Source organism: Corallococcus sp. AB045, from assembly GCF_003668895.1.
Lineage (GTDB): Bacteria > Myxococcota > Myxococcia > Myxococcales > Myxococcaceae > Corallococcus > Corallococcus coralloides.
This window is the reverse complement of the sequence record NZ_RAWN01000001.1, coordinates 38,531-63,134: the sequence shown is the minus strand read 5'-3', so window position 1 is coordinate 63,134 and position 24,604 is coordinate 38,531. Positions and strand designations below refer to the sequence as shown.

General features: G+C 68.4%; 21 protein-coding genes. 9 read left to right on the top strand and 12 right to left on the bottom strand.

Annotated elements, in window-relative coordinates:
• Window positions 1-30: 30 nt before the first annotated feature.
• On the bottom strand, window positions 31-1,038 hold the full coding sequence (locus D7Y21_RS00265) for an isocitrate/isopropylmalate dehydrogenase family protein (RefSeq protein ID WP_120561378.1): 1,008 nt from the start codon (window positions 1,036-1,038) through the stop codon (window positions 31-33).
• A gap of 399 nt (window positions 1,039-1,437) precedes the next feature.
• Here D7Y21_RS00265 and D7Y21_RS00260 point away from each other — a divergent pair, with 399 nt between their 5' ends.
• Both D7Y21_RS00260 and D7Y21_RS00255 read left to right on the top strand, forming a co-directional pair.
• Window positions 1,438-3,621, top strand: a complete 2,184-nt coding sequence (locus D7Y21_RS00260; RefSeq protein WP_121710479.1) for a hypothetical protein — start codon at window positions 1,438-1,440, stop codon at window positions 3,619-3,621.
• Window positions 3,622-3,708: 87 nt separating this feature from the next.
• Window positions 3,709-5,625: a HEAT repeat domain-containing protein gene (locus D7Y21_RS00255; RefSeq protein ID WP_121710477.1), complete on the top strand. Its 1,917-nt coding sequence runs from the start codon at window positions 3,709-3,711 to the stop codon at window positions 5,623-5,625.
• A gap of 2 nt (window positions 5,626-5,627) precedes the next feature.
• Here the strand turns inward: D7Y21_RS00255 and D7Y21_RS00250 are convergent, their stop codons facing one another.
• The gene (locus tag D7Y21_RS00250; protein WP_120561381.1) at window positions 5,628-6,413 is read right to left on the bottom strand and encodes a DUF2270 domain-containing protein; all 786 of its coding nucleotides are present in this window, start codon (window positions 6,411-6,413) and stop codon (window positions 5,628-5,630) included.
• Window positions 6,414-6,587: 174 nt separating this feature from the next.
• Here D7Y21_RS00250 and D7Y21_RS00245 point away from each other — a divergent pair, with 174 nt between their 5' ends.
• Window positions 6,588-8,621 (top strand): hybrid sensor histidine kinase/response regulator, encoded by a 2,034-nt coding sequence (locus D7Y21_RS00245; protein WP_120561738.1) that lies wholly within the window; start codon window positions 6,588-6,590, stop codon window positions 8,619-8,621.
• A gap of 34 nt (window positions 8,622-8,655) precedes the next feature.
• Entirely contained in the window at window positions 8,656-9,912 is a 1,257-nt protein-coding gene (locus D7Y21_RS00240; RefSeq protein ID WP_121710475.1) for a tetratricopeptide repeat protein, read from the top strand.
• Window positions 9,913-9,976: 64 nt separating this feature from the next.
• Here the strand turns inward: D7Y21_RS00240 and D7Y21_RS00235 are convergent, their stop codons facing one another.
• Window positions 9,977-11,530, bottom strand: coding sequence for an RNA-directed DNA polymerase (locus D7Y21_RS00235; protein WP_121710473.1), 1,554 nt, complete (start codon window positions 11,528-11,530; stop codon window positions 9,977-9,979).
• Window positions 11,531-11,995: 465 nt separating this feature from the next.
• Between D7Y21_RS00235 and D7Y21_RS00230 the strand changes: the two genes are divergently transcribed.
• Window positions 11,996-12,139 (top strand): hypothetical protein, encoded by a 144-nt coding sequence (locus D7Y21_RS00230; protein ID WP_199735336.1) that lies wholly within the window; start codon window positions 11,996-11,998, stop codon window positions 12,137-12,139.
• Between the two features lies 1 nt (window position 12,140).
• On the opposite strand, the gene D7Y21_RS00225 is transcribed toward D7Y21_RS00230, so the two are convergent.
• Together D7Y21_RS00225 and D7Y21_RS00220 are read right to left on the bottom strand one after the other, a co-directional pair.
• The gene (locus D7Y21_RS00225) at window positions 12,141-12,650 is read right to left on the bottom strand and encodes an O-acetyl-ADP-ribose deacetylase (RefSeq protein WP_120561383.1); all 510 of its coding nucleotides are present in this window, start codon (window positions 12,648-12,650) and stop codon (window positions 12,141-12,143) included.
• On the bottom strand, window positions 12,647-13,264 hold the full coding sequence (locus tag D7Y21_RS00220; RefSeq protein ID WP_120561384.1) for a DUF4230 domain-containing protein: 618 nt from the start codon (window positions 13,262-13,264) through the stop codon (window positions 12,647-12,649). Before D7Y21_RS00220 ends, D7Y21_RS00225 begins: the two co-directional genes overlap by 4 nt.
• A gap of 95 nt (window positions 13,265-13,359) precedes the next feature.
• Here D7Y21_RS00220 and D7Y21_RS00215 point away from each other — a divergent pair, with 95 nt between their 5' ends.
• Entirely contained in the window at window positions 13,360-13,962 is a 603-nt protein-coding gene (locus D7Y21_RS00215) for a 2OG-Fe(II) oxygenase (protein WP_120561385.1), read from the top strand.
• A gap of 26 nt (window positions 13,963-13,988) precedes the next feature.
• On the opposite strand, the gene D7Y21_RS00210 is transcribed toward D7Y21_RS00215, so the two are convergent.
• Window positions 13,989-14,531: a hypothetical protein gene (locus D7Y21_RS00210; protein ID WP_121710471.1), complete on the bottom strand. Its 543-nt coding sequence runs from the start codon at window positions 14,529-14,531 to the stop codon at window positions 13,989-13,991.
• Window positions 14,532-14,784: 253 nt separating this feature from the next.
• On the opposite strand from D7Y21_RS00210, the gene D7Y21_RS00205 reads away from it, so the two are divergent.
• Window positions 14,785-15,489, top strand: coding sequence for a hypothetical protein (locus tag D7Y21_RS00205; protein ID WP_121710469.1), 705 nt, complete (start codon window positions 14,785-14,787; stop codon window positions 15,487-15,489).
• 75 nt (window positions 15,490-15,564) lie between these two features.
• Here the strand turns inward: D7Y21_RS00205 and D7Y21_RS00200 are convergent, their stop codons facing one another.
• On the bottom strand, window positions 15,565-17,079 hold the full coding sequence (locus D7Y21_RS00200; protein ID WP_121710467.1) for a hypothetical protein: 1,515 nt from the start codon (window positions 17,077-17,079) through the stop codon (window positions 15,565-15,567).
• Between the two features lie 172 nt (window positions 17,080-17,251).
• On the opposite strand from D7Y21_RS00200, the gene D7Y21_RS00195 reads away from it, so the two are divergent.
• Entirely contained in the window at window positions 17,252-17,998 is a 747-nt protein-coding gene (locus tag D7Y21_RS00195; protein WP_120561389.1) for a hypothetical protein, read from the top strand.
• Window positions 17,999-18,186: 188 nt separating this feature from the next.
• Here D7Y21_RS00195 and D7Y21_RS00190 read toward each other — a convergent pair whose 3' ends face one another.
• Together D7Y21_RS00190 and D7Y21_RS00185 are read right to left on the bottom strand one after the other, a co-directional pair.
• A complete protein-coding gene (locus D7Y21_RS00190; RefSeq protein WP_121710465.1) occupies window positions 18,187-19,098 on the bottom strand; it encodes a DUF2381 family protein in 912 nt (303 codons plus the stop codon).
• Window positions 19,099-19,124: 26 nt separating this feature from the next.
• Window positions 19,125-20,939 carry a serine/threonine-protein kinase gene (locus tag D7Y21_RS00185; RefSeq protein ID WP_121710463.1) on the bottom strand — a complete coding sequence of 605 codons (1,815 nt, stop codon included), beginning with the start codon at window positions 20,937-20,939 and terminating at the stop codon, window positions 19,125-19,127.
• A gap of 98 nt (window positions 20,940-21,037) precedes the next feature.
• On the opposite strand from D7Y21_RS00185, the gene D7Y21_RS00180 reads away from it, so the two are divergent.
• A complete protein-coding gene (locus tag D7Y21_RS00180) occupies window positions 21,038-21,403 on the top strand; it encodes a helix-turn-helix domain-containing protein (RefSeq protein WP_120561392.1) in 366 nt (121 codons plus the stop codon).
• Between the two features lie 4 nt (window positions 21,404-21,407).
• Here D7Y21_RS00180 and D7Y21_RS00175 read toward each other — a convergent pair whose 3' ends face one another.
• The 3 genes from D7Y21_RS00175 to D7Y21_RS42150 all read right to left on the bottom strand — a co-directional run bounded on the left by D7Y21_RS00175 (window position 21,408) and on the right by D7Y21_RS42150 (window position 24,396).
• On the bottom strand, window positions 21,408-22,571 hold the full coding sequence (locus D7Y21_RS00175) for a serine/threonine-protein kinase (protein ID WP_120561393.1): 1,164 nt from the start codon (window positions 22,569-22,571) through the stop codon (window positions 21,408-21,410).
• Between the two features lie 200 nt (window positions 22,572-22,771).
• Window positions 22,772-23,131 carry a DUF2019 domain-containing protein gene (locus tag D7Y21_RS00170; RefSeq protein WP_199724152.1) on the bottom strand — a complete coding sequence of 120 codons (360 nt, stop codon included), beginning with the start codon at window positions 23,129-23,131 and terminating at the stop codon, window positions 22,772-22,774.
• Window positions 23,125-24,396: a hypothetical protein gene (locus D7Y21_RS42150; RefSeq protein ID WP_199735335.1), complete on the bottom strand. Its 1,272-nt coding sequence runs from the start codon at window positions 24,394-24,396 to the stop codon at window positions 23,125-23,127. Before D7Y21_RS42150 ends, D7Y21_RS00170 begins: the two co-directional genes overlap by 7 nt.
• Between the last annotated feature and the right edge of the window lie 208 nt (window positions 24,397-24,604).

Genomic DNA, 24,604 nt, shown 5'->3' with positions numbered 1-24,604 from the left:
TTGAAGCGGTGATGCGCCGCGCGTCGAGGACTACAGCGCGGCGATGATGGCGTCGGTGAACTCGCGCGTGGTGGCGCTGCCGCCCAGGTCGCCGGTGCGCACCTTCGACTCGCTGCCGTAGACCTTCTGGATGGCGTTGGCCATGCGCTGGGACGCCTCACGCAGGTCCAGCCACTCCAGCATCATCACCGCGGACATCATCAGCGCGGTGGGGTTCGCGATGCCCTTGCCCGCGATGTCCGGGGCGGTGCCGTGCACGGCCTCGAAGACGGCGGTGCGCTCGCCGATGTTGGCGCCCGGCACCATGCCCAGGCCGCCCACCAGGCCCGCGCACAGGTCGCTGACGATGTCGCCGTACAGGTTCTCCAGCACCATCACGTCGAAGCGGGTCGGGTCCTTCACCAGCTGCATGCAGAGGTTGTCGACGATGACCTCGTCGTAGGCGACCTCCGGGAACTCGCGGCTGACCTTGCGGCAGCAGTCCAGGAAGAGGCCGTCCGACAGCTTCATGATGTTCGCCTTGTGGATGGCGGACACCTTCTTGCGGCCGTTCTTCTTGGCGTACTCGAAGGCGAAGCGGGCGATGCGCGTGGACGCCTTCTCCGTGATGACCTTGATGGCCTCCACGACGCCCGGCACCACGATGTGCTCCAGGCCCGCGTAGAGGTCCTCGGTGTTCTCACGCACGACGACCAGGTCGACGTTCTCGTAGCGCGTCTTGACGTTGGGGACGCTCTTCACCGGGCGCAGGGACGAGTACAGGTCCAGCCGCTTGCGCAGGCCCACGTTCGCGGAGGGCAGGCCGCCGCCCACGACGGTGCCGGTGGGGCCCTTGAGCGCCACGCCGCTGCGGAGCACGGCCTCCACCGTCTCGTGGGGCAGGTTGGTGCCGAACTTGGCCACCACCTCCGTGCCCGCGTCCTTGAACTCGAACTCCAGGGGGACCTTGAGGGCTTCCAGGACGCGGATGGTGGCCGCCGAAACCTCGGGACCAATGCCGTCGCCGTTGATGACCGTCACAGTGCGCGTGTTCGCCATGGGCCCGGTTCACACCACAAATCCGGGAGGGCCGGAAGGGCGAAAGCAGCCGGGATTCACCCCTGGGCATGGACCCCATCAGCCCGGGTGGTCCGTCCGGCCGCCCGGCGGGGGGCCGAGGGGGATCCGCCCGGCGCGTGACGACGGGGGCCGGCGCAGGCGCAGGGCGCGTCCAACGCATGTGTCGAACGTGTATCGCGCTCCAGGTCCCAGGCGTCTGTCGTTGCCTTCCGGGCAACGGCGGTTCTTGCCGTTTGTGGTCTGTGTGTCCTCACGGCGGTGGGCGCTCCCTCGATGTTCCCTCTGACGCGCGGGTTGGAGGGGCCCGGCACGCATCGTGCTCAAGGGCAGCGGCGTCCGGGCCCTGCCGGCCCGTGCGTTCCCCGAGATGAGGCTTTCATGAGTTCGCGCAGAACCCCCGTCCGGCTGCCGCGCCCCGTGCGCTGGGCCTTGCTGTCCACCGTGTCGCTGGCGGCGCCCCAGGCGCTGGCGGCCCCCTGCCTCCAGCCCACGCTGACCGAGTGCTCCAACGTGGACTACCGCGCGTCCGCGTGCGGCCAGGAGAACGACTCGTATTGCCAGGGCCTGATGGAGTCCGAGTGGAAGGCCCGCTACACGTCCGCGCCCAAGCGCACCGCGCTGCTGCCCGACACCCTGGGCGGCGGCGTGGAGTCGGTGGCCGTGCAGCCCAACGCCGTCCTCGACACGTTCTTCTCCGGTTCGGATGAGTCCATCGTGGGCCAGGTGCAGCGCGGCCAGGTGCTGGCGCGCAAGGGCTACAAGAACCTCACCAAGGTGGAGCAGGCGTACGACAAGCAGCGCCAGGCGTGGGACGCCAACGGCGTGCTGGAGCGTTCGTGCCAGGAGTACGTGCACGAGAAGCACTACGACTTCAGCCGCTTCGAGCAGAACGCGGGCCGCTTCGGCGACGACTTCCGCGCGCTGTTCACCGCGGCCTACGGCGCCGGGGGCATCGCGGAGCGCACGCTGTTCAGCAAGGACGGGGTGAAGCAGGCGCCCCTCTGGGACGGCAAGACGCGCGTGGAGAAGAACGCGTACTTCCGCTTCGTGCCGGGGCCGTACCCCAAGGGCACCAAGGGCTACGTCTTCACCTCCGAGGCGGCGCTGAAGGCGAACAACGCCGAGGCCCGCCAGGCGGTGCTGCCCTCGGACGCGTGGCACCAGGCCCTGAGCAAGTCGCTGAGCAAGGTCGCCGACGACGTGCTCAACGATTCGCAGCAGCGCCAGGAGGCCTTCGCGGCCCTGCTGGAGCGGCGCAACGCCGCCTATGCCAGCTGGCAGCGCGAGTCGGAGATGCTGCGCAGCCGCGACTTCAGCACGGTGGAGCTGGATGAGAAGACCGCCGAGCAACTGTACGGCCTGGACAAGGCCCTGGAGGCGTCGCTGGAGAAGGCGGACGCCGAGGGCTGCCTCGTTACCGACAAGACCACGGCGTGTGATTGGAGCCCCCGCCGCTACAAGGCGATGGTGGACGCGGTCATGGTGCCCCGCCGCGAGGCGGACCTGCGCCAGTGCCTCACCGTCACCGGCAATGACTTCGGCGTGGAGAGCTTCATCCGCAACGCGGACCGGCTGAAGATCAAGGGCCTGGACCAGAAGGACTACACGCTCAACCCGACGCTGGTGAGCGCGTACTCCCGGATCCTGGCGGAGTACCTGGCGCAGCAGGCGGCGAATCAGCAGCCGCCCACGAACCCGGTCACCATGACCAAGCGCCAGGGGCAGGACTTCTCCGCGGGAGGCTACGCGGGCGACAACAACTTCGGCGGTGGCTATTCGCTGCGCGCCGGCTGGGAGATCAGCACGCCCGGCTCCGCGTTCAACGGCAACTGGTGCGACACCAACGCCAGCATCTTCAGCGAGCTGGGGCTCTACGCGAACGTGTTCAGCCCGACGCGCACGGAGGTCGCCTACCTGACGGGCCGCGCGTCCACGCAGCCCTCCGCCATCCGGGCGGAGCTGAGCGCGCGCGTGCTGGGCAACCCCGTCTTCACGTTCGACCAGTCCTACCCGGCGCGCTTCACCTTCGTGGAGCGCAAGCCCTTCGTGGACAAGGACGCGGCCAAGGCGAGCGCCACCTTCATGGTGTGGTTCATCCCCGTGACGGTGAGCGGCGGCCTGTCCGTGGAGGTGGGCATCGTCGCCTCGCTGGGCGGCGCCATGGGCCGTGACTGCACGCGCAACCTCATCACGCTGGACCTGCTGGGCAACATCGGGCCCTACGCGTCCGCCAACGGCTTCGTGTCGCTGGCCATCGGCATCCCGGGCCTCCAGATTGGTGTCCGCGGCACGCTGACCATCGTGCGCTTCGAGCTGCCGCTCCAGGGCCGCATCGGCGTGGCGCTGAGCTCGCCCACGCACCCGACCAACCCCAACACGCTGTTCCTGGGGCTGGGCACCAGCCTGAACTTCACGCTGCGCTCGCTGGACGGCCGGCTCTCCCTGTTCGCGGAGCTGGGCTTCCTGAAGGCGGAGTTCCCCATCGTGTCGTGGCCGGGCTTCGGCACCAGCGCGCAGCTCTTCAACGACCAGCATTACCTGCCGCTCGCGCAGCTCTACTAGCCGCGCTCGCATGACCCCGGGGCCGCCTTCAACGGCCCCGGGGAGTGGTTCCCTACCTTCTTCGACTTTTCCTTGCGGGAGTGTTTCATGCGTCGCTCGACCCTCGTTCGTGGCGTGGCCGGCCTGGGTGCCCTGGTGTGCCTGGGAGCGTTGCCCTTCTGGCTGTCCGAGTCGTCTCCGTCCGCCGCGACGGTGGAGGCCTCCGAGTCCGTCCACCGGCTGCCGCTGTTCCGCTGGCGCGTGGGCGAGGCGCACACCTTCCACCTCGTCTGGGATGACCTGACGCGCGTGGCGCTGCCCATGCCGGCGCAGGACGCGAAGGCCCAGGAGCTGGAGGGCGTGCTGCACCTGGATGGCGAGCTGATGCTCCAGGCGCTGGAGACGCGCGCGACGGGCACCCGGCTGCGCCTGACGCTGCGCCGGCTGGCGCGGCACGAAGCCACCCTCTCCGGACAGGCGCTGCTGCCCGACGCGGCGGCGCTTCAGGCCCACCTGCCGGACACCGCCAGCGCGTGGCTGGAGTTGGATGCGCGCGGCGCGCTCCAGGCGGTGCGCTTCTCCGAGGCGGAGCCCCCGCTGTTCCGCCAGTTCGCGCAGACGCTGGCGGCGGAGCTGTTCCCCTCCGAGCTGCGCGACGCGGCAGCCTGGACCACCACGGAGTCCACGCAGACGGGCGACGTGGAGTCGGCGTTCGCCTTCGAGCCCGGAGACACCTCGCGGCTGACGCGCCGCAGGACGCGCTACCAGAGCCTGCGCGCGGCGGGCGCGGCGACGGTGGCGAAGCAGGAGCTGGGCTCGCTCACGACCTTCGACCGGGACGCGGAAGGGCGCCTCGTCGCCATCACCCAGGACGAGGTGCTGGACGCGCTGGGCACGGACGGGCGCGTGCTCCTGTCCAAGCGGCTGCGCCTGAGGCTGACCTACCAGTCGCGGGAGATGCAGCCCCTGCCGCCGTCGGGCGAGCAGAAGCTGGTGATTCGCACGCCGTCGCAGATTGCCTTCGAGATGGATCCGGAGACGGCGGCGCTGCGCGGCCAGGCGGACGGGATGACGGTGGACGAACTGCTGGAGACGCTGGAGGACGCCAGCGGTCCGGAGGCCATCGCGGGGCTGGACGTGTTCGCGCGGCGGGCCATCGCGGCGCTGACGCTGGAGCCGAAGCGCTGCCAGGAACTGGCGCGGCTGTTCCTGAAGCCGGGCACGAAGCCCGGCATGCGCGAATTGATGCTGGACCTGCTGGTGGGCGCGGGCCACCCGCAGGCGCAGGCCACGCTGCGCACGCTGCTTTTGTCGACGGAGGCCCGGGAGCACGCGGGCGCGTACGTGATGATGGTGCAGCGCGCGGGGTTCCTGACGAAGCCGGAGCCGGAGACGGGTGTGATGATCAACGGCCTGCTGGAGCGCGCCCGGATGGAGCACGACGTCCCTGTGGAGCGGGCCACGTCGTACGCGTTGGGGGTCTGGTCGTCGCACCTGAACCCGGACTCCGTGGAGGCGCGCGCCGCGGTGCGGACGCTGGAGACCGCCGTGGCCCAGGCCTCTGGGGACGAGGCCCGGTCGCACGCGCTGCGAGCGATGGGCGGCACGCGGGCGGAGCGGCTGATGGACGTGGTGCCGCCGCACCTGCGCGCGGAGTCCCCGGACGTGCGGGCCGCGGCGGCGGACGCGCTGCGCGCCGCCCCGCAGGAGCTGGCCACGCGGCTGCTCCTGGACGCGCTGGGGACGGAGAAGGACCGGGGCGTGCAGCGGGCACTGCTGGACGCGCTGAACACGCGGCCGCTGGATGCCAGCGCGCTGGAGCAGCTGCGGGCCTGGGTGGTGGCCGGGGGGCTGGCGCCAGGCGAGGAGCCCGCGCTGCTGGCGGTCGCGGCCCAGCACCTGGAAGGGGGCACGCCCGTGTTCCAGATGCTCCAGGCGATCGCGGTGCGGCCGGACCTCCAGGCCCCCACGCGCGCGCGGGTGATGGCGCTGATGGCGCAGGTGGGCGCGCAGCTTGGCGGCTAACGTCAGCGGTCGAACGGGGCCGGCGGGCGCGGCGTGCTGGCGCGCACGCCCGGGGGACGCGGGCGCTTGCGGCGCTGGATGGCGTAGGGCCGGTAGAAGGCCTCCCACAGCGCCGCCCTGCGTCCGCGCGGCCGGGTGCGCAGTTCGCCCAGCGGTGCCCGGATGAAGAAGGACGCGCTGAAGAGGTACGCCGCCGCCACGGTGAGGAACAGCAGCGCGGCCATCACCACCGGGCCTGGAATCCAGGCCACGTGCGCCCGGTCCACGAAGTCCCCGAAGTCACGCGGCGGACGCGGGTGGCTGTAGACCTTGAAGAACCAGGTCACCAACAGGACGATGAGGATGGGCCCGTACGCGCGGTTGAGCCGCGTCGCGATGGCGGACACCAGCGATAGCTGGATCTGCGGCCGGGACATCTCCACCGCCAGCTCCCGCAGCGCGTCTGGATCCACCGGCTCGCGCCGCAGCATTGGCGCCCACCAGCCGTCCTCCAGCAGGCGCACGCGGCGGTTCCACAGGTCGTAGTAGCGGTAGCGCCGCGCCTCGATGAGCAGGAAGGACACCACCATCCAGATGCCCACCAGGAACGTGACGTGCGAACTCTCCGGCGACGCGAAGCCGAAGGAGATGACCGCCGCCGTCGTGGTGAGCGCCCAGTTCGTCGTCGTGTCCAGCCGCGTACGCCACGTGTCCGAGCGGCTGAGCTCGCCACGAAAGAGCTGCGCCATGGCCTGCTGAGAGACCTCTGGCTGCTCCAGGTCGTTCTTCCTGCGCTCCTTGATGCTCATCCGTACCTGGGAAGGTGGGGACGACCGCTCGCCATGGCCAGGGCGGACGGGCAGGCGGGCGCTCGGGGCCCGTGATGGCTTCCTTCATGTGAAACGCCTGACATTGCCGCACCGCGAGGAGAGGGGGGGCGGGTGGCTGGGCGCCTGGGGCGTGCGCATCGTGCGCCCTTGAGCGTGCCTTCTTCCCATGATGCCATCACCGCGCTGTCAGGCCTGCTCTCGGACGAGGGCGAGCGCATCACGCGCCTGTGGTCCAAGCGCCTGCGCGCGGAGACGTACGAGGTGGAGGTCCCCGGCCGGGACCTGCGCGCGCCGCTGCGCCATCTGCTGGATGAGCTTGCCCGGCTGCTCGAGGACCGGGGCGAGGACGCCGTGCGGCTGTGGCCGGAGGTGGTGCGTTCGCACGGGGCCTTCCGGTACGACCAGAACTTCGAGCCCGAAGACCTGACCCGCGAGTTCAAGTCGCTCCAGGAGGTGCTGCTCTACGTCTATTCACGCCGCAACGGAGGCGTCATCCACGCGGACGTGGCGGAGCTGGTGTCGGAGCTGGTGTGGGAGGCGGACGCGTCCGCGCAGGCCTCCTACGCGCGCGTGCTCAAGACGGAGGAGGTGCGCTTCCGCGAGGCGGCGGTGATGGAGTCGGTGCTCAACCACGTGGAGGTGGGCATCCTGCTGGCGGAGACGGACGGCATGGTGTCCTTCGCCTCGCCGCCGGTGAGCCGCCTGATGGGGGTGCCCATGCGCGCGGTGGTGGGCGCGCGCGCCACCGGCTCGCTGGGGCCCGTGCTCACCCAGGTCAACGCGCGGCACACCACGGGCGAGCCCTTCAAGGTGCAGGACATGCCCTTCCTGCGCGCGCTGCGCGAGAAGGCGCCGGTGCGCGGCGTGATGATGCAGGTGGAGCGCCCTGGCGGCGGGGACGCCACGCTGGAGATGAGCGCCACGCCGGTGTGGGAGGAGGACCAGGTCCTCGCGGGGGTCATCCAGACCTTCAGCGACCGCACCGAGGCCGCGGTGAAGACCAAGGCCCTGGAGAACGCGCACGACGAGGTGCGCCGGCTCCAGGGACAACTGCTGCGGCGCACCCGGCAGCAGGCGCTGGGGCAGCTGGCGAGCGGCGCCGCGCACGCGCTCAACAACTTCCTCAACGTGCTGCGGCTGCGCATCACGCTGCTGCAACGCGAATACAAGCCCGAGCACGTCGACGCGCTGGACAAGACGGTGCGCAACATTGGCGAGCTGGTGGCGCGGCTGCAGGAGTTCAGCGTTCAGCGCACCGAGGAGCGCCTGGGCGACGTGCCGGTGGACCAGACGGTGCGCGAGGCGTTGGAGCTGGCCCGGGGAGAGTTGGAGCAGCGCCAGCACCCGGTGCACACGGAGCTGGACCTGGGCTTCCCGTGGGGCGTGAAGGCGGACGCGGGCTTCTTCCGCGAGCTCATCGTCAACCTGATGTTGTCCGCGCGGGACCGGATGGAGGGCGGCGGCACGCTGGTGATCCGCTCCCGCCCCGCCCGGGAGGACTGGCTGGACTTGCGCATCGAGGATGGGGGGCGGCCCTACGCGCAGGATGAACTGGCGGGCCTGTTCGACCCGCTGCGCCGGGACCCGGGGGCGCCGCAGTTCTCGCTGTTCCTGGCGGTGGCGCGCACGCAGGTGCAGCGCTGGGGCGGAGAGCTGACGGTGGAGAACCGGCGCGACGGCTCGGGCGCCAGCTTCATCGTGCGGCTGCCGCGCTTCCGCGAAGCGCCGACAGGTGCTCCCGAGCCCACCGCGCAGCCGCCAGCGCCGCCGGCGGGACGCATGCCGCGCATGCCCGGGCGCGCGCGCCGCGTGTTGGTGGTGGACGATGATTTGGACAACGCGCGGATGATGGCGGAGGTGCTGGGCGAGGAGGGCTACGAAGTGCAGGTGGCGCACAGCCCGGACGTGGCCCTGCGCATCTGGGAGAAGCACCCCTACGACGCCGCGCTGCTGGACGCGGTGATGCCGGAGATGACGGGCTGGGAGCTGGCGCGAGAGCTGCGGCAGCGTACGCCCCAGGCGCTGCTGGCCATCGTCACCGGCATGGACGTGCGCGGCCAGAACCGCGCGAGCCTGGCGCAGGTGGATGCCGTGTTCCGCAAGCCCATCGACGTGGGCGCCCTGGACGACTTCCTCTCCCAGCACCGGGGCGAGGAGGAACCCGCCGAGCACGATGCAACGCATTGACGGGCCTGAGCTCCGGAGGGAGTAGAGTCCGCGCGTGATTTCCCCGGCGGAACTGGAGCGCCTGCGCCGCAAGGTGGAGGCGGGTGAAGTGCTCAGCGGCGCGGAGCTGGAGGCGCTGCGTGACGAGGCCGCGCGCACGCCCGGACCCACGCTGCGCCTCACCGTGGCGCATGCGCTGGTCAACGCGGACGCGGAGCGCGAAGCCCTGCCGTTGATGCAGGCCCTGCGGCGTGACTTCCCCAAGGACCTCCAGGTGCGCCTGGGGCTCGCGCGAGCGCTGCTGGGATTGGAGCGGCACCGGGAGGCGGAAGCGGAGCTGCGGGAAGCGCTGGTCCTGAGCCCCGGCGACCCGGAGGCCCTCAAGGTGCTGGCCGTGCTCGCGCTGCGGCAGGGCGAGGGTGCCCGCGCCCGCGCCTACGTGGCGGAGGCCGTGGAGCGAGACCCCTTCGACGCGGAGGCGAAGCTGCTGCGCGCGGAGCTGGAGGCCGCGGACCTTCCTCCGCCGCCCGCGCCCGAGGAGCAGGTGTTGCGTCCGGAGTTCACCGCCGCGCTCACCGCTGCCCTGGGCCGCGCGGGCGTGGCCTTCCGCCGTCAGGGGCGCGACCTGCTGGTGAAGCTGGCCTCGGGTGGCGTGGGCCGCGTGGACGTGGGCTCGCTGTATGCCGCGTATCAGGAGGCACCGGGCACGCAGGGGCTCACCGCGCACGTGGAGGCGCTGGCGTCGAGGCTGGGCGGCTTGTCCTCGGGCGTGGGGCCCACGGGTGTGTCGTTGGATGCGCTGCGTCCGGTGCTGCGGCCCTCGGGCTTCGTGGCGGGGAGCCAGGGCGCGCTGTTCCGTCCGGGGCCCGAGGGGCTGGAGGTCTTCTACGTGCTGGAGGACGCGGAGTTCGTGCGCTACCTGCCGGCCTCCGCGCTGAAGGACGCAGGACTCACGCTCGAAGCGGTGGACGCGGCGGCATGGCACAACCTGGAGCTGCGGCCCGTGGACGTGCGGCCCGTCGTCATCGACCAGGGCGAGGTGCGGCTGGCGGAGGCGTTCTCCGGCATCTGGGCGGTGGCGGGCGGCGACGGGCACGACGGTGCACGGCTGCTCACGAAGGCACAGCGCCGCAGGCTGGAGGCCGCCACGGGCGGAGGCCCGCTGCGCGTGAGCCTGGGCCGGCGTGAGGTGGCGCTCCTGTGCCGCGACTCGGACGGTGAATCGGTGCGGAGGCTCGCCGCGCTGGGGCACGCGCCGGACGGTGTGCCCGGGTCATTTGTCCTGGAGGGCGATGGGCTATTGCCCGTATGAATGGCTGGCCCCTTGAGGGTCTAGGATTGTTTGGATGCTAGTGGGTGGTTTGGTGACAAGGGGATTAGGCTGCCTTTGAATAAGAAATCGCTCTGTCTACCAGCTCGTGCTCGCCTTTGACCCGGCCATAAAAGGCGTTGCGCATGTCGGTGATGGCGTTTCGGTACGAGCATATTACGGTCGCTCGATCAAGCCAGTCGGAGGAGTCTCTGTAAAGGCCCTCCAATCGCTCGAAGTCCCTGAGTGATGCGAAGAGGCCAATGTACGCGATTGCGTATGGGCGAACAATGAATCGTTCCGGTGACCAAGTGGAGAGAGAGCGGCAGTGTTCTATTACTGATTCGATTCTGATTTTGTTGTCGTAGAGCCATCTCAGGCAGGTGTAGATTTGGTATATGAAGAGTGTGTTTTTGCTTTGGATTATTTCAGCTACTGCTTTCGTGATATCGGCTTCTCGCCCGCTTGTCTGTTGGAGGTAGTGAAGGCATGTGGCAGTTTCTTCTGGGCGTTCGGTTAATAGCCGTAGGCTGTAGTCAACCGCGTCGGGCGCCTTGGCTTTGCCAAGACGGTTCAAGAGATAGTGAAAGAGTGTCTTGTCGAATCCGCCGAGATTTCCCTGCTCAAACTGTCTCCAGGTTCGTTGGAGTACTTCAAGCGGCGGGAAAGAGAGGTTTTCCAGTGCCCGTCTGGACTCCTCTAGTCCAACGTAGCCAACCTCCTCCAGTGAATCGAGTTCTTTGGCGATTTCATTGCTCACGTTCTTGATTGTCGGAGCGACTCCATCAAAGAGGGCGGCTGCCTCGTCTCTCGAGATGATCTTGCTCTTGGATGTTTGAAGATTGAGCCCGCGCTCTCGGAGAAGTACAGTTACTCTATGAAGTGCGCGTCGCGCTTCTTGTTCTGTTTTGGCGAAAACCCGAATGTCGTCGACATAACGGAGGTGTGTGAACCCTTCGTCTTGTAGATTGTGATCAATCGAATCTAAGTATAGCTCTCCCAGTAGGTGGCTTGGGTTGTATCCCTGGGGGATGCCGCGGCGCCTCGGTCCTGCCCACTTGTTTAGGCAGCTTGAAATTTGGTCTGCGATTTTCGAGGAAACATTTAGATTCTTTAGGTCTGAGATGAGTTTTGAGAGGTCGATGTTTTCGTAGTAGCCTGCGATGTCTGTGATGAAGACGAAGTTCGCGCCATTGCGTATTGTCTGGATGGACTTCTCTCGGAAGTGCGTCCATCCATCGTAGGCGTCTCGAAACCAACTGCCTCCGTCTGAGATCCAGTGGGACTGGCGGACTGTCCCTTCTGACCAAGCGATGGCTGATCTTATTGCTGGTTTGAACTTGATTAGAAGATAGCTTAGGGCGACTTGATCCTCTAGTGAGAGATGCGCTGCCGGGCGGATGTGGTATCCGGGCTTTGGAACGTCGACGGGTCGAGCTTGTGCGGCGGTGTATTTGTTTTCGGCAAGCAGTGTCGCGATGCGCTCAAGCCACGATAGCTCTCTCTTGAGGATGTCGATTTCGAAGGGGTGTTTATAGAATAGGTTTCCGCGCTGATCTTCCGTTACGAGTTCTAGTGCGCGAATGATGTCTGTGTCGGATGGTTTTGGGTTGGTGCTCATGTGGTGGGTGTGAGAATTGGAAAAAGGGGCGGGTGCTTGAGTGGTTGAAATGGTGGTCGATGGGGTTTGTATAGATGGATATTTCTATTGTGGGCCTATTATTGCGGGGAGATGTGATTTCCGGCAGTTGGGTCCTGGGTTACCCAGCTTTCTGGCGCCCTTGAGGTTGCTGTGTCTGTACGGATGTTTAGGTGGGTTGTGGTGCTGTTTGGGTTTGTTTTCTGATAGGGGTTTCTTGAGGCGCATTTGAGTGCAATCGGAATGAACATTAAATCTTGTAGGAGAAGGGTTTTGATAGGAGCCGCATTGTTCCTTGCGGATTCCGAGCTGTAGGGCGGCGATTTGGCTTTCTTGGAATCGGGAGAAATGTTGCCTGTGTGCTGCCCATTCTAGATTGGGTTATCTCCAGTTAGGAAAGCGCAGCGCCGCAGGTTGGAGGCCGCCACGGGTGGAGGACCGCTGCGCGTGAGCCTGGGCCGGCGCGAAGTGGCGCTCCTGTGCCGAGACTCGGACGGTGAATCGGTGCGGAGGCTCGCGGCGTTGGGGCATGCGCCGGACGGCGTGCCCGGGTCGTTCGTCCTGGATGGGGACTCACTGCGAAGCGCGTGACCTACGCGCCCAACGCCCGCTGATACACCTTCAAGTCCTGTTCGCTGAAGAGGACCACGGTGACGCGCTCCAGCTCCGGCCGCCGCGCCAGGGCCGCGCGGATCTCCCGCAGGGCGATGGGGGCGGCCCGTTCAATGGGGAAGCCGTAGGCACCCGTGGAGATGGCGGGGAACGCCACCGTGCGCAGCCCGTGCTGCTCCATCAGCGCGAACGTGCTCCGGTAGCACGAGGCAAGCAGCTCGTCCTCGCCGCGGTCCCCGCCCCACCACGAGGGGCCCACCGCGTGGATGACGTGGGCCGCGGGCAACCGGTAGCCCCGCGTGATGCGCGCCTCTCCCGTGGGACAGCGGCCCACCGTGCGGCACTCCGCGACCAGCTCCGGACCCGCCGCGCGGTGGATGGCACCGTCCACGCCGCCGCCACCCGACAGGCCGGAGTTCGCCGCGTTCACGATCGCGTCCGCCGCGATGCGCGTGATGTCTCCTTGAATCAACTCCAACCGTTCCGTCATCCCGCGCTCCCCACCGGCAAGGTCTCCACGAACCGTACCTCGCGGAAGCCCAGCGTGAGCAAGAGCCCCCGCAGCGAGCGCTCCGCGGACTGACGCGCCTTCTCCTGGAGGCGCCGGTCCTGGCGCACCTCTCTCTCGAACGCCAGACGCGCCTTCTCCAACAGCTGCGCCGTCTGCGCGCTGTCCAGGTTGGAGTCGATGATCTCCGTCTCCCCGGGCCGCAGGGCCACCGTCACCTGCATCGGCGGCAGCAGCACGTCCACGCGCGTGCCCACGGCGCGCAGGTGGCTCGAGTCGAAGCGCTGGAAGTCGAACCCCAGGTGCGCGTCCGCGAACACGATGGCGCGGCCGTGCGGGTTCTGGAGCGTGTAGCTGGCCCAGAGCAGCACGTCCTTCCACAGCGCGTCCGTGGCCTGCGGCTCCGGCGTGAAGGTGACCTTCTTGTAGAGGGACACGTCCAGCGTCTCCAGCCGGGCCACCTCCCGCATCTGCTCCACCACCGCCGCCGTGTCCGGCAGCCGGGGAGACGTGGGGCGTAGCAGCACCCAGGCCCCCAGCGCGCCGAGCGCGACCGCGGCGAGGAGGGAGAGGGCTCGCGAGAGGTTCTTCGCCATGGGGGAAAGTCTACCCGCTTCCGGAACGGGGGCATCCTGGTGCAGCGTGTCGGACGCGGGCTTCCGGACAGGGACTCGCGAAGGAGTCACGCAGGATGGAGCTGACGGACGCGGAGGCGGAGGCCCTGGGTTCCCAGGGATACTTCGTGCGGGACGCCTTCCTTGGCGTCGCGCGGGCGCTGGCGGCAAGGGCCGCGGCGCTCGCGCGAGTAGAGGCTGGGACGCTGAAGCCCGCGGGCATCCGGCGCGGCGCGGACCATGCGCTCGATACGTCCGTGCGTGGCGACCACATCGAGTGGGTACTGCCCGGCGCCGCCCCCGAGCTCGAAGCCCTGTGGCACCGCTTCCAGGCACTGGGGGAGTCCGTGTCCTCGGGCGCGTACCTGGGGCTGGGGCGCTTCGACGTGCAGCTCGCCTGCTATCCCGGCGGCGGTGCGCGTTACGCCCGCCACCGCGACGCGTTCCCCGGCCAATCCAACCGCCGCATCACCGCCATCTGGTACGCGAACGCGGATTGGAAGCCGGAGCACGGCGGCGTGCTGCGCCTGTTCCCGGAGGACACCGGCGCCCCCGTGGAGGTGGCGCCGGTGCTGGACCGCCTGGTGGTGTTCCTGAGCGAGCGGCTGGAGCACGAGGTGATGCCCGCCCACGCCTCCCGCCTGGCCCTCACCGCATGGTTCTACGGCCGGGGCACTTGAGGAGGGCTGCGACACCTCCGCGCGTTCTAGCCCGCGTCGAACGCGCTGCCCGCGTCGAAGACGGGTCCCCCATCGTAGGACGGACCGGGGCCCGCGTCGTAGCCCGCGTCCCAGCCCGGGCCCGTGCCCTCCAGCGTGCCGATGATGTAGATGTCGCCCGTCCCCCCGCCCGGGCAGTTCTGTGGATTGCGCCTCATCTGGAGCTGCGCGTACGCCACCGAGCCCGAGTACACGTCCACGACCGCGCTGCCGGCGTACACCTCCAGCCCCGCCTTGTTGTAGGCCCTCACGTCCACGATTCGCCCGGGCCCGACAGGGATGTTGCTCAGGTAGCCCTCGATGTAGCCGTTCCCCACGTAGAGGGACTGGGGGTACGAGGTCGGAAGGTCCGGCGCGCTCACGGTCGCCGCGGCCGAAGTGACGCCGCACGCGTCACCCGCGAGCGAGATGCTCATCTTCACGGACTCCGTGCCCTCGAGGTTGTCGAAGTCCTCGGTGCCGGCGCCGCAGGCCGCGACCATCAGCGCGCAGCCCGTTCCCAGCACGAATCCCCATCCGGTTCGCTTCATGTGGTCCCTCTCCCTGGTGGCGCGTCGTTCGCGCGACCTTGAGACACGCACCCCGTGCGGGTTGGGACATGCCCCGTGACGAAAGTGCCGGACGGCAACGGCGCGGGGCGGAAGAGGGGCCGCGCCTGCCTGCTCCACGGCCTGCCCGGACGCGGGCGGATTCCAGGGGCAACGGCGGCGTCCGTGGCCCCTGTCGCGTGACGGGGGCGTGTCTAGGTTCTTCCCCAGTCATCTCGTACGGGGGATTGAGAGCATGTTCCAGAACAGGACGAAGCGGCACTGGGTGATGGGACTGGCGTTGGGGGCGTCCATGGCGTTCCTCGCCGGCTGCGGCAGTTCGAAGGCCGCGCGTGTAGACGACGCGATGATGGCTCGCGTCCCGGAGGACCAGCTGGGCGAGGTGCGTGACGCGCAGCTGGCCCGCACCAAGGCCGCCGACAACGTGACGCGCGCCGAGGTGGCGGTGCGTGACGCCGAGCGCGCCGCGGAAGTGGCCCGCCGCAATGGCGACGCCGCCAAGAGCCGCATGGAGGCGGAGAAGGCCGCGGTGAAGGCCGCCGAGGCCACCGGTCAGCGGAGCCCCATCGCGCAGGCGCAGTCCAAGCTCCAGGGCGCCGAGGCGGGGCGCGTCGCCGCGGACGCCGAGGTGTCCTGGCACGACCGCAAGACGGACACCGCCAAGGCGGAGCAGGACCTGCGCTCCGCGGAGCTGAAGGTGGCGGACACGGAGCTCAACCTGGCCCAGTACAAGGCGCTGGAGCGCAGCGGCGACGTGCGCGCCAAGGACATGTCCGAGGCGAACTACATGGCCGCCGTCGCGGAGGCCAAGCGCGAGGTGGAGGACGCCCGGCGCCGCGTGGACGAGCAGAAGCGCGTGGAGCAGGACGCCCGCGCCGAGTGGCAGCGGCTGCGCTCGGAGGCCCCGCAGGGCTACGGCGGCAGCGGCGACGCGGACTGACGGTCCGGCGTGAAGCGATGAAGGGAAGGCCCCGGGCACTCGCGAGGGTGCCAGGGGCCTGTCCCCTGCGTGGGGCTACTCCACCTTCAGGGTGGCGGAGCCCTTCAGGTCGCGCTGGAGCGTGAGCCAGAGCGCCTTGCCCGCCTCATCCACGGACGCGAAGTAGTCCGTGTCCGCGGTGAGCGCCTGGTCATCCAGGGTGACCGCCTTCGGCGCGGTGGTGGCGGTGTAGCCATGCACCACCAGCATGGGGCGCGCGAGCGTGCGCCCCGCGGTGTCGAACGCCAGCGTCACGCGGTTGGAGGCGGCGTCCGCTTCCCACGTGGCGTAGACGGGGTTGTAGCCGGCGACGTCGTAGGTGACGGAGTCTGTCCGGCCCACGCCGCCTGGGCCGCGCGTGCGCACGGTGCCCTCGGAGGCGGTGAGCTTCACGCCCTGCCAGGCCTCCACCTCCGACACGAGCGACAGCACGGGGTTGGCCGTGTGCGTGCCCAGCACCATGAAGACGGAGTAGCTCTGGTAGGGGTGGCCGGAGAGCATCACGCCGTCATCGCCCAGGCGCGGGTACTGCGAGAGGCCCACCGCGCCGAAGTTGCTGCCCCACGCGAGCCGGTGGGAGTTGGTGACGGAGGGCAGCTCGTACTGGTTGAGCTGGTAGGGCCAGTTGTAGGCCACGGGCATGGGGCCGTTGGCGTGGCGCGTTTCCCACTCCGGATACAGCCAGTAGCCGCCCGCGGGCTTCTGCTCCCACGTCTGGGTCTGCACCGCGCCCATCTCCGCGTCCGGCGCGGCGGTCCACATGCGCGTGTAGGGGACGACGTTGGGTTCGCGGTAGTCCCAGCCGGTGTTCATCGTCACGGGGGAGGACAGCGTGACGAAGCGGTAGCGGTCGCCCCAGCCCAGGCCGGCGATGTCCGTGTTGGCGTTGCCGTCGAAAGCCAGGTCGCCGTAGGGCGAGCGCACGTCGGCTTCAATCTGGTTCGCAAGGAAGCCGGACGCGTCGTGGGTGATGGCATACAGCGGGTGGTCCCGGCCGGTGGCGAAGAGGTACTGCACGGTCACCTGCACCACGCGGCCATCCAGCGACAGCGGCCACTTCAATTCGTGCAGCGCATGGTGCGCGCCCTTGAAGACGAAGCGGCCGGTGCCGCGCACGTCCTGCGTCCAGGCGCCCCACGTCTGGCCCTCCTTCAGGTGGCTGGTCACCATGCCCCAGCCGGGCACCTGGGTGCTCTGGCCATCGCAGGTGCGCTCGGCGCCCGCGACCTCGTAGGTGTAGCGGCGGATGTAGCCGCCGTTCCAGCCCGCGGGGTCCGCCGCGTCGTTGCGCACGAGCGACACGGAGCGCACGTGGCAGTCGCGGTCGCGCCAGACGTAGCGGTCCGTCTTGAAGCCGCTCAGGTCCTTTGCGCACTGCAACCGCAGCGGCGCGCACGTCCCGCTGGCCGGGTCGGCGGTGGTGCTCTCCACGCAGGGGTCGGTGACGGGGTTGGGGTTCTCATCATCGCCGGGGCGCACGTCCTTGCCGCCACAGGCGGTGAGGCTCAGGGCCAGCAGGGCCACGGTGTGTCGAGCGGAGGGGAGGGGCATGGTCGTTCTCGAAGAAGTGGGAGCGCAGGCTTGCCACCCTCACGCACGGTGATGCAAGCCCCCACGCGGAGCGCCAGCGCATTGGGTTGTTCCCGAAGCGGGCGGGCAGCCGAGCGGTGGCGGGGACGGCGGGGAGGCCCCGGGGCATGAGGCGCGTGTCCACCGTACGGGCATGGCGAACGGACGGTGGCTCGTCTCGGTGGGACTCCTGGGCCTCTTCTCGGTACCGGCGGTGGCGGAGGAAGGGGTGCAGGGGCGGGTGCAGGAGTTCTTTCTGGGAGACGGAGCGCCTCCGCAGCAGCGGGGGCAGGTGGAGCTGGGCACGGGGCTGGAGTGGACGCGTCAGGACGATGAGACGCGCTTCGAGCTGCCGGTGCGCGGTGAGTACGGCCTGAGCGACCGCGTGCAGTTGGAAGCGAAGGTGGCGCTGACGACGCCGGAGGATCCGCGAGGGTTGGACACGGCGGAGGTGGGCATCGGGCTGGCGCTGATCAACGACAGCCGGCGAGGCTTCACGCTGAGCGTGGGCATGGACCTGGAAGCCACGCGCGACCTCACGGACGACCGCTTCCGCCCGGGCTTCGAACCGTACCTGCTGGCGTATCAGGACGTGGGACCGGTGGGCTTCAACCTCCAGTTGAAGGCGGAGGAGCTGCCCGGGGTGCGCGGCCTGGGGAACGAACTCCACCCGGACTTCGCTGCCGGAGCGGTGCTCGCATTGGGGCCGCTGCGGCCCATGGTGGAAGCCGGCTGGAGGGACGAGGACGGTACCTCCACCTTGCTCCTGTCACCGGGGCTGCTGGCGCGTCCGCTGAAGTCCCTGGAGTTCGGAGTGGCGGTGCCCTGGAGGCTCCACGCAGGAGGAGCTCGCGACGTGGGCGTGATGGGGATGCTGACGTGGCAGGGCGGTGGGGCGTAGCGGGTGGCCTGGCTTACGCGGGGGCAAGGGAGCGTGCTTGTTCGCGGCTTTCGCGTCGCCTCGCCAGATGGTGTCCGTTTGCGCCGCCGCATGCTGCTCGAACTTCGCGACGAGCTTCTGAAGGTCTTCCGTCACCATGGGCTGTTTCCGAATGCTCTCCATTGCGCGGAGCCCAAACGCAGCTGTGACTATGGGAACGTCACGTTGCCCAGCGTGATGGTGCGGGGGCCATCCTCCCAGAGCTTCAAGGAGAACGGTCCCTGGATACCGGCCTCCGGGGCCTCGGCCTCGACCACGATGCTTGAGGTCTTGTCCAAGGGACGGGATGGCTGCAGCCAGATGCGGAGCACCTGCAATTCCGCTCCACTCCTGCTTCGAAGTGTCGCCCCCTTTGAGTTCCAGGGCTGCACCCCCGCCTTCGTCGTCAGCGTGACCACGACGGCAACAGCCCTCTTTGCGCGGTAGGTAATGACGGAGGTCGCCTCCAAGGCATTTCCAGAAGACAGAAGGATGTCCTTGGTCACGACACGCCCCGCCACACCATCCTTATCCAGGGTTCCGGTGGAGAGGAGCCCCGCCAGTCCGGCTGGGGCCTCATGCTCGGCCTCCAACCGTGACCTCTCATTCCGGCAGCGCTCCAATTCCGCACGGACCTCCCGGACCTCTTGTTGATAGGTCTCGAGCGTCCGCTTCCCGCGATAGACCTCAATGACGGGCTCCGCTTTCGCGGGATGCACCTGGAGGAGAAACGAGGCACTCACCGGAGCCGCGCCATCCTTGAAGCGCACGACGAGCCGGGAGTGCTCGCCAGGGATGACACGCGAAGAGGGAACCAGGCGGAGAGTGGCCTGCCCGATGTCCACCAGGGTGAAGCGCTCCCTCCCTTCCAGTTCGATGCCGTCACGCATCAGCTCCGAGTCGAAGTAGAGGCTCGTGGAGAGCCCTGCACTGACCGCGATTTCCGCGACGAATGGCGTCCCATCCGGGGACAGTTCAATGCGCCGGGCGCCCGGCACGGAGGCCGAACTCTCGGATTGGGCGAATGCCCCCACACTCGCGAACACGAGCGCCAGGAGGACCACCGTGGATGAAGAGGGCACTTGGCTGCATCTCCCAGGCAGGACTGCTACTCGAACTCACGCACTGCCTTCACGCTCACCGTGGTGAAGACCCGGGCGCTCGACGGTGAGTCGTCTCCAGGCTCCCTCGGCAGGCCCCGGCCTCCCTCCTCCGCGTAGACCTCCAGGCACACGGGAAAGCTGTCGCCTTGGTTGGTCGTCGCCCAGGTCAGGCGCCCGTAGACGCGGTCTCTCACGATGAGCCGGCCTGACAGTTCCGCACCGCCCCGCAGGTCTCCCACGTTCTCGGCCAGGAGAAATTGGGTGGGGCCTTCTGACACCGAGATGATGCGCGGTCGCGAGAAGTCGAAGGCTGCGATGTACTCGTCCCCCATCCTGATGCCCCATTCCTTCATGGCCTTCACCGCCCCTACAGGGCAGGGCTCTGGTGGTGGGGGCGGACGCACCTGAGTGCCGGGGCATCCCAGCAACGCAGTGCAGGTGGCCATGCCCGCCGCACGGGTCATGGCACTCCGGACCTTCTTCGCGGGCTTCGAGGAGAGCGGAAGGGAGGAAGTCTCTGGCATCTGCGTCGTCACGGTGGCGGCAACCTCCTGGAGCGTCGCGGGAAGGGCGACGGCCGCGGCGGTGGCCTCTGGCCCGCTGGGCGCCGCGGCCCGGTCAGATTGAGGCGACTTGTCCGTGGGCGCTACTTCCTGACGAAGCGTGACCACTCCTGGGAATCGCACCGTCCTGTGCAGCAGCAGCGCGCCCGCGGTGATCAACACCAGGGCCGTCACCACCACCGCCCACGCGCGCAAGGAATGTCGTGGCTTCGCCCTCGTCTCCGGCGGCGTGGCTCCGGCTTGCGTCGGTGGAGCCTCCAGCGGTGCACGCATGCCCCGCCTGTGCCTGTGCCTGGGACGGCTCAGCCACTTATCGAAGCTGTCCAGCTCGCTCTCCGTCGTCGCGGTGTCCTCAGCGAACGCGTCGCACAGGGGCACGTCCCACGCCGCGTCCGCGCCCCGCAGGACTTCCTCCAGCGCGGCCACGACGGCCAGGGCGCTCGGTGTGCGAGTCTCGGGCGTCTTTCCCAGAAGACGCAGGCACACGTCGCTCAACGCATGCGGCACACGCTCGTTCACTTCATGCGGTAGCGCGGGCGTCTGGGTGAGTACGGCTTCGATGAAGCTCGGGTCATCATCGCCATCGAAAGGCCTGCGCCCCGTCAGCAGCCAGTAGAAGACCACGCCCAGCGCCCAGAGGTCATCCGCCGTGCCCGCCTCGTAGCGGGCCCCGAGCACCCGGGCATGCTGCCGGAAGTACCTCCACGCTTCGGGCGCGCGGTACTCCGGCGTCCCGGGCGGGAGGATGTCCACCGTCAAATCACGCGCGCCGGTGTAGTCGCCAACGCCGAAGTCCACCAGCTTGGCCGGTCCGTCCGAGGCGCGCACCATGATGTTGGCCTCCTTCACGTCCCGGTGCAGCACTCCCGCCGCATGCGTCGCGGCGAGCGCCCGCGCCACGTCCACCAACACCCGCGTCACCTGGCGCGCGGAGGGATTCTCCTCGTGGGCCCAGAGGTCCAAGCTGGGCCCGTCCACGTACTCCATCACGATGACCGCGAAGCGCGGCTCGCGTGGGGGCCACAGCCCGTAACCCTGGAGGCTCACGACGTGGGGGTGGTGAAGCTTCAGGAGGATGGAGACTTCTCGTTCCACCCGCTCGCCGGAACGCGGCAGGTACAGCAGCTTCAAGGCGAATGGCTGTCCCGCGTTGCGTGCGAGATACACCGTGCCGAAGCCGCCCTGTCCCAGCTGGCGCTCCACCGTGTATCCCAGCACCTCCGCTCCGGGTGCCAGGATGGCGGGCGGTGGCCTCATGGCGTCCTCATTCCAGGTTCATGTGTCTCGCGCATGCGGCCTCCTCGCGAAGGCCCGAGGGGCTTCAGCGCATATCTCGGATACGCTGCGCGCCCTCCATGAATGAAGAACTTGGCATCACCATTGGCACGGCGGCACGCGCCGCCCGCGAGCATCTGGGACTGACGCAGGCCGAAGTCGCCGAGCGCATTGGACTGGTACACCCCGTCTACAGCCGCCTGGAGCGCGGCAAGATGCTGCCCAGCGTCCCGTCTCTCTATCGCCTCTGCCAGGAGCTTCGCGTCTCCCCTGAAGCGCTGTTGGGCCTGACCCCGTCGGGCGAGGTGCGTAAGGGCTCGAAGAAGCAGTCGCCCCGGGAAGACGGCGACGCGCCGGACCTGCGACGCCTGCTGCACCTCGCGCGCAAGCTGGACGCGGAGAAACTGGACGCACTCCTCCATGTCGCCTCTGCCCTGGCACGTTGAGGCGCTACTCTTCCGCCGGGCCTTCCTCTTCCATGCCTTCCTCGAAGAGGCCGCCCTCGCCAAACTCCACTACGTCCCGGAGCACGCGGCCCTCCGCCAGCAACCGCGCGACTTCATCCGCGGCCTCCTGGCGCCCGTAGCCCGGGTGTCGTCTGGCCAGGGCCGAGCGAAGGGCGTCGCGCAGGTCCGCCGCGGTGGCGAACCGTTCTTCAGGCTCGGCGCGCAGGGCCCTGTGCAGCAGTTGCTTCACCTCTGGTGAGAGCGGTCCCACCGCCGCCTCGACCTCCGTCGGGCCGAAGCAAGCCAGCAACACCCGCATCTGCGTCAGGGGCAGGGAAGGGAGGAACTCGACCTGCAACGGGCGCAGTCCCTCGGGACGCCGGGGCGCGTTCTGCACGTCGAAGGGATGCTTGCCGGTGAAGAGCTCCACCAGCAGCACGCCCAGGCTGAAGACGTCGGAGCGTGGCGTCAGTGCCAGCCGCTCCATGTATTCGGGTGAGGCATAGGCCACGTCACCCCGGACGAGGCTTGCGGGCGACTCCTCGCGTCCGATGACCACCGAATAAGCCGCTCCGAAGTTCACGAGCTTCACCTCGCCGTGCATCCCCACATAGACGTGCCGGGGATTGACGTCGCGGTGGATGATTCCCAGGGGCTTGCCCGCCTCATCCGTCAGCGTGTGCGCGTGGTGCAGCGCTTCGGCCAGCTCCGCTCCCACGTAGAGGGCGAAGGGCTCGGAGACGGGCTGGCCGCGCGCCACGCTCGCGCTCACCAGGGTCTCCAACGAGGGACCGTCGACGTACTCCATGACCACGTGCAGCGAGTCCTGGTGCACCTTGCGGTGGAACACCTGGGCGATGGCGGGGTGACGGAGCCGGAAGGCCAGTTGGATCTCCGCTCCCAGCCGCATGCGGCGTGGCGTGGTGGAGGGATTGGCCAGGCGCCGCACGAAGCAGAGTCCGGGCAAGGTGTCTCCCCGCTCCGGGAATCGGCGGGCGAGCATCAGCACCTCCCCTGTCTGCATCCGCACCAGCTCGCGGATGGCCTCGTAGCGGACGCCGTCGATGGTGAAGAGAGGCCGGGGCCGGCCGGGCGTGGGAGGCAAGACGTGACGGAACGGTGCGACCCGGGAGCGGGCCGGCTCGCTGCTGGATGGGGGCGTCGGCATGAACTCCTCGGGGCCAGGGCTCGGCGCGGCGGCGCCATCCGGGAGTCTGGACGTCACGAACCTTAAAAGTCCATTGGATTTGGACTTTAAAGGTTTGAATGGAGGCGGCGTGCGCTCCGCATGGGCATGTTCAGTCCTCCGTGGACTTCAGGTTCCCGGCCCGCCACTCGCTTCGAACGAGTGAGTGCTGAGCCATTCTCTCAAGCAGGGTCCAGGGACCAGGTTCCTTCTTCCCATCGCTTCAGGGCTTCCTGTGCTTCAAAGGGGATCAGCCCTTTGCCCTTCGCGGCCTCCTCCAACACGGCTCTGGCTTCGACGGTGCGATACCGCAGGAGCAGTGCCGCAGCGGCCGTTCGAACATCCATGCGCGGATGGGTGAAGAGGGTTGCGAGCGCGTCCCGTCCTACATCTCCGTGGGTCCTCAGCCGTTTGAACGCTGCGATGGATTCCTTCGCGTGCTTGTTCGCGGCTTTCGCGTCCCCTCGCATGATGGCCTCTGATTGCGCCGCTGCATGCTGCTCGAACTTCGCGACAAGCTTCTGAAGATCTTCCGTCACCATAGTCTGTTCCGAATGTTCTCGATGGCACGCAGCCCGAATGCACATTGGGCTTCGAATGATTGGGTGCTCAGCCACTGCCGGACGGTTAGCGATGTCGAGCCTGTGAGCCGATACTGGTGCGACGAATAGAACGCACTCACCGAGTTATGAAGTGCCTTGTCGAGCGGGATGACGTTCTCCGTGTTGTGGAGCGCCTGGGGTCCGAAGCGAGACACGTTCCCGTCGGTTTGTTCCACGACGTGGTGCCACTCCTTTCCATTCCCCGCCGGCCCCATGGCCCGCTTGAACGACTTGAAGGACGAATAGCCCTTTGGGCCGCTCGGTGGCGAACCTCCACCGCTTCCATCTCCCGAGCCTGAATCATCGCCTCGCTGGAGGATGATTGCCGCACCGGGAGCGCTGCTCAACACCGCCGCCGTGCGTCCCACGGGGACCGAGATGCGCTCCAGCACCAGCGCCCCCTCCGCTGACAGCGACAGCACGGGCACCGTGGCGTCGATACCCGACGCCAGCCCCTTCAGTGTCCGCGTCGTGGCCGAGGTTGCTCCCCAGATGGCAACCACGCTCGTCGTCAATCGGGCCGTCTCGCGGATCTGCTCGCCGGCCGTCATGTACTGAAACCGGTCCCAGTACTCGGGCGAAGACGCGATGAGGGCCACGATGCCCGCGGGGAGGTTGCGCAGTCCCGCGATGCTGTCCGCGGGGCGGGTGAGGACCTGTCCCAAGGCGTGGTACAGCTCCACGAAGGCGTCCTCCGCGCCATCCAGCGAGCGGCTGACGACGTCCGCATCGTCGTACACCTCGGCCAGCGGTCTTGAGTCCGACGCCCGGAGTTGCTCATCGACCGGGCGGAAGACCCCGCCCTTGCCACTGTAGAAACGTCCCAGTTCGAAGTTGCCCGCGCGGAAGGCGCCGTTCCTCCAAGCGATGGGCGCGACCTTCTGCTGTGTGCGCCCATTGAGTGCCCACGCGAGGTATCCATCTGGCCGCAGCACAGCCACCTGCTCGCGAGCGAAGCGCGTCACCCGCCGCGCCAGCTCCTCGCGGGAGACCTCTCCGCGCTCCAACACCTCGCGCAGCAGGAAGCCCGCAGCCATGCGCGGCGGGAAGGTACCGAGCGTCACCGGCTTCTCCATCAGCCGGCCCAGCACCTCCACTGCGTCGTCCGGAGTGAAGGGATTGCGGCGCAGGGGCAGCTCGTCCACGTCCTCCATGCCGGCGCGCACCAGCAGCTTCTCGAAGGCGTCCACATCCAGGAGGCCCATCTCCAGGGCCTGCCGCGAGACCTTCCCAGGAGGTGCGAGGATGACCGTCCCCGCAGGGATGCGGACGGGTTGACGCCGGTGGAGTCGTTGACTGCCTTCCTCCTCGTCGGACGCGTCCGATGCATGCGAGGCGCTTTGCCGGAAGGCCCGTGAACTGCTTCTCGTGGAGGAAGTCTCCACGCCCGCGCAGCCCACCAACAGAAAGGCC

Excerpts from the sequence above, each read along its gene's own strand:
- D7Y21_RS00175 (WP_120561393.1), bottom strand. The coding sequence starts at position 22,571 with ATGCCGACGCCCCCATCCAGCAGCGAGCCGGCCCGCTCCCGGGTCGCA.
- D7Y21_RS00255 (WP_121710477.1), top strand. The coding sequence starts at position 3,709 with ATGCGTCGCTCGACCCTCGTTCGTGGCGTGGCCGGCCTGGGTGCCCTG.
- D7Y21_RS00225 (WP_120561383.1), bottom strand. The coding sequence starts at position 12,650 with ATGACGGAACGGTTGGAGTTGATTCAAGGAGACATCACGCGCATCGCG.
- D7Y21_RS00180 (WP_120561392.1), top strand. The coding sequence starts at position 21,038 with ATGAATGAAGAACTTGGCATCACCATTGGCACGGCGGCACGCGCCGCC.
- D7Y21_RS00220 (WP_120561384.1), bottom strand. The coding sequence starts at position 13,264 with ATGGCGAAGAACCTCTCGCGAGCCCTCTCCCTCCTCGCCGCGGTCGCG.
- D7Y21_RS42150 (WP_199735335.1), bottom strand. The coding sequence starts at position 24,396 with ATGGGCCTCCTGGATGTGGACGCCTTCGAGAAGCTGCTGGTGCGCGCC.
- D7Y21_RS00260 (WP_121710479.1), top strand. The coding sequence starts at position 1,438 with ATGAGTTCGCGCAGAACCCCCGTCCGGCTGCCGCGCCCCGTGCGCTGG.
- D7Y21_RS00210 (WP_121710471.1), bottom strand. The coding sequence starts at position 14,531 with ATGAAGCGAACCGGATGGGGATTCGTGCTGGGAACGGGCTGCGCGCTG.
- D7Y21_RS00265 (WP_120561378.1), bottom strand. The coding sequence starts at position 1,038 with ATGGCGAACACGCGCACTGTGACGGTCATCAACGGCGACGGCATTGGT.
- D7Y21_RS00250 (WP_120561381.1), bottom strand. The coding sequence starts at position 6,413 with ATGAGCATCAAGGAGCGCAGGAAGAACGACCTGGAGCAGCCAGAGGTC.
- D7Y21_RS00195 (WP_120561389.1), top strand. The coding sequence starts at position 17,252 with ATGGCGAACGGACGGTGGCTCGTCTCGGTGGGACTCCTGGGCCTCTTC.
- D7Y21_RS00185 (WP_121710463.1), bottom strand. The coding sequence starts at position 20,939 with ATGAGGCCACCGCCCGCCATCCTGGCACCCGGAGCGGAGGTGCTGGGA.
- D7Y21_RS00215 (WP_120561385.1), top strand. The coding sequence starts at position 13,360 with ATGGAGCTGACGGACGCGGAGGCGGAGGCCCTGGGTTCCCAGGGATAC.
- D7Y21_RS00235 (WP_121710473.1), bottom strand. The coding sequence starts at position 11,530 with ATGAGCACCAACCCAAAACCATCCGACACAGACATCATTCGCGCACTA.
- D7Y21_RS00205 (WP_121710469.1), top strand. The coding sequence starts at position 14,785 with ATGTTCCAGAACAGGACGAAGCGGCACTGGGTGATGGGACTGGCGTTG.
- D7Y21_RS00170 (WP_199724152.1), bottom strand. The coding sequence starts at position 23,131 with ATGGTGACGGAAGATCTTCAGAAGCTTGTCGCGAAGTTCGAGCAGCAT.
- D7Y21_RS00200 (WP_121710467.1), bottom strand. The coding sequence starts at position 17,079 with ATGCCCCTCCCCTCCGCTCGACACACCGTGGCCCTGCTGGCCCTGAGC.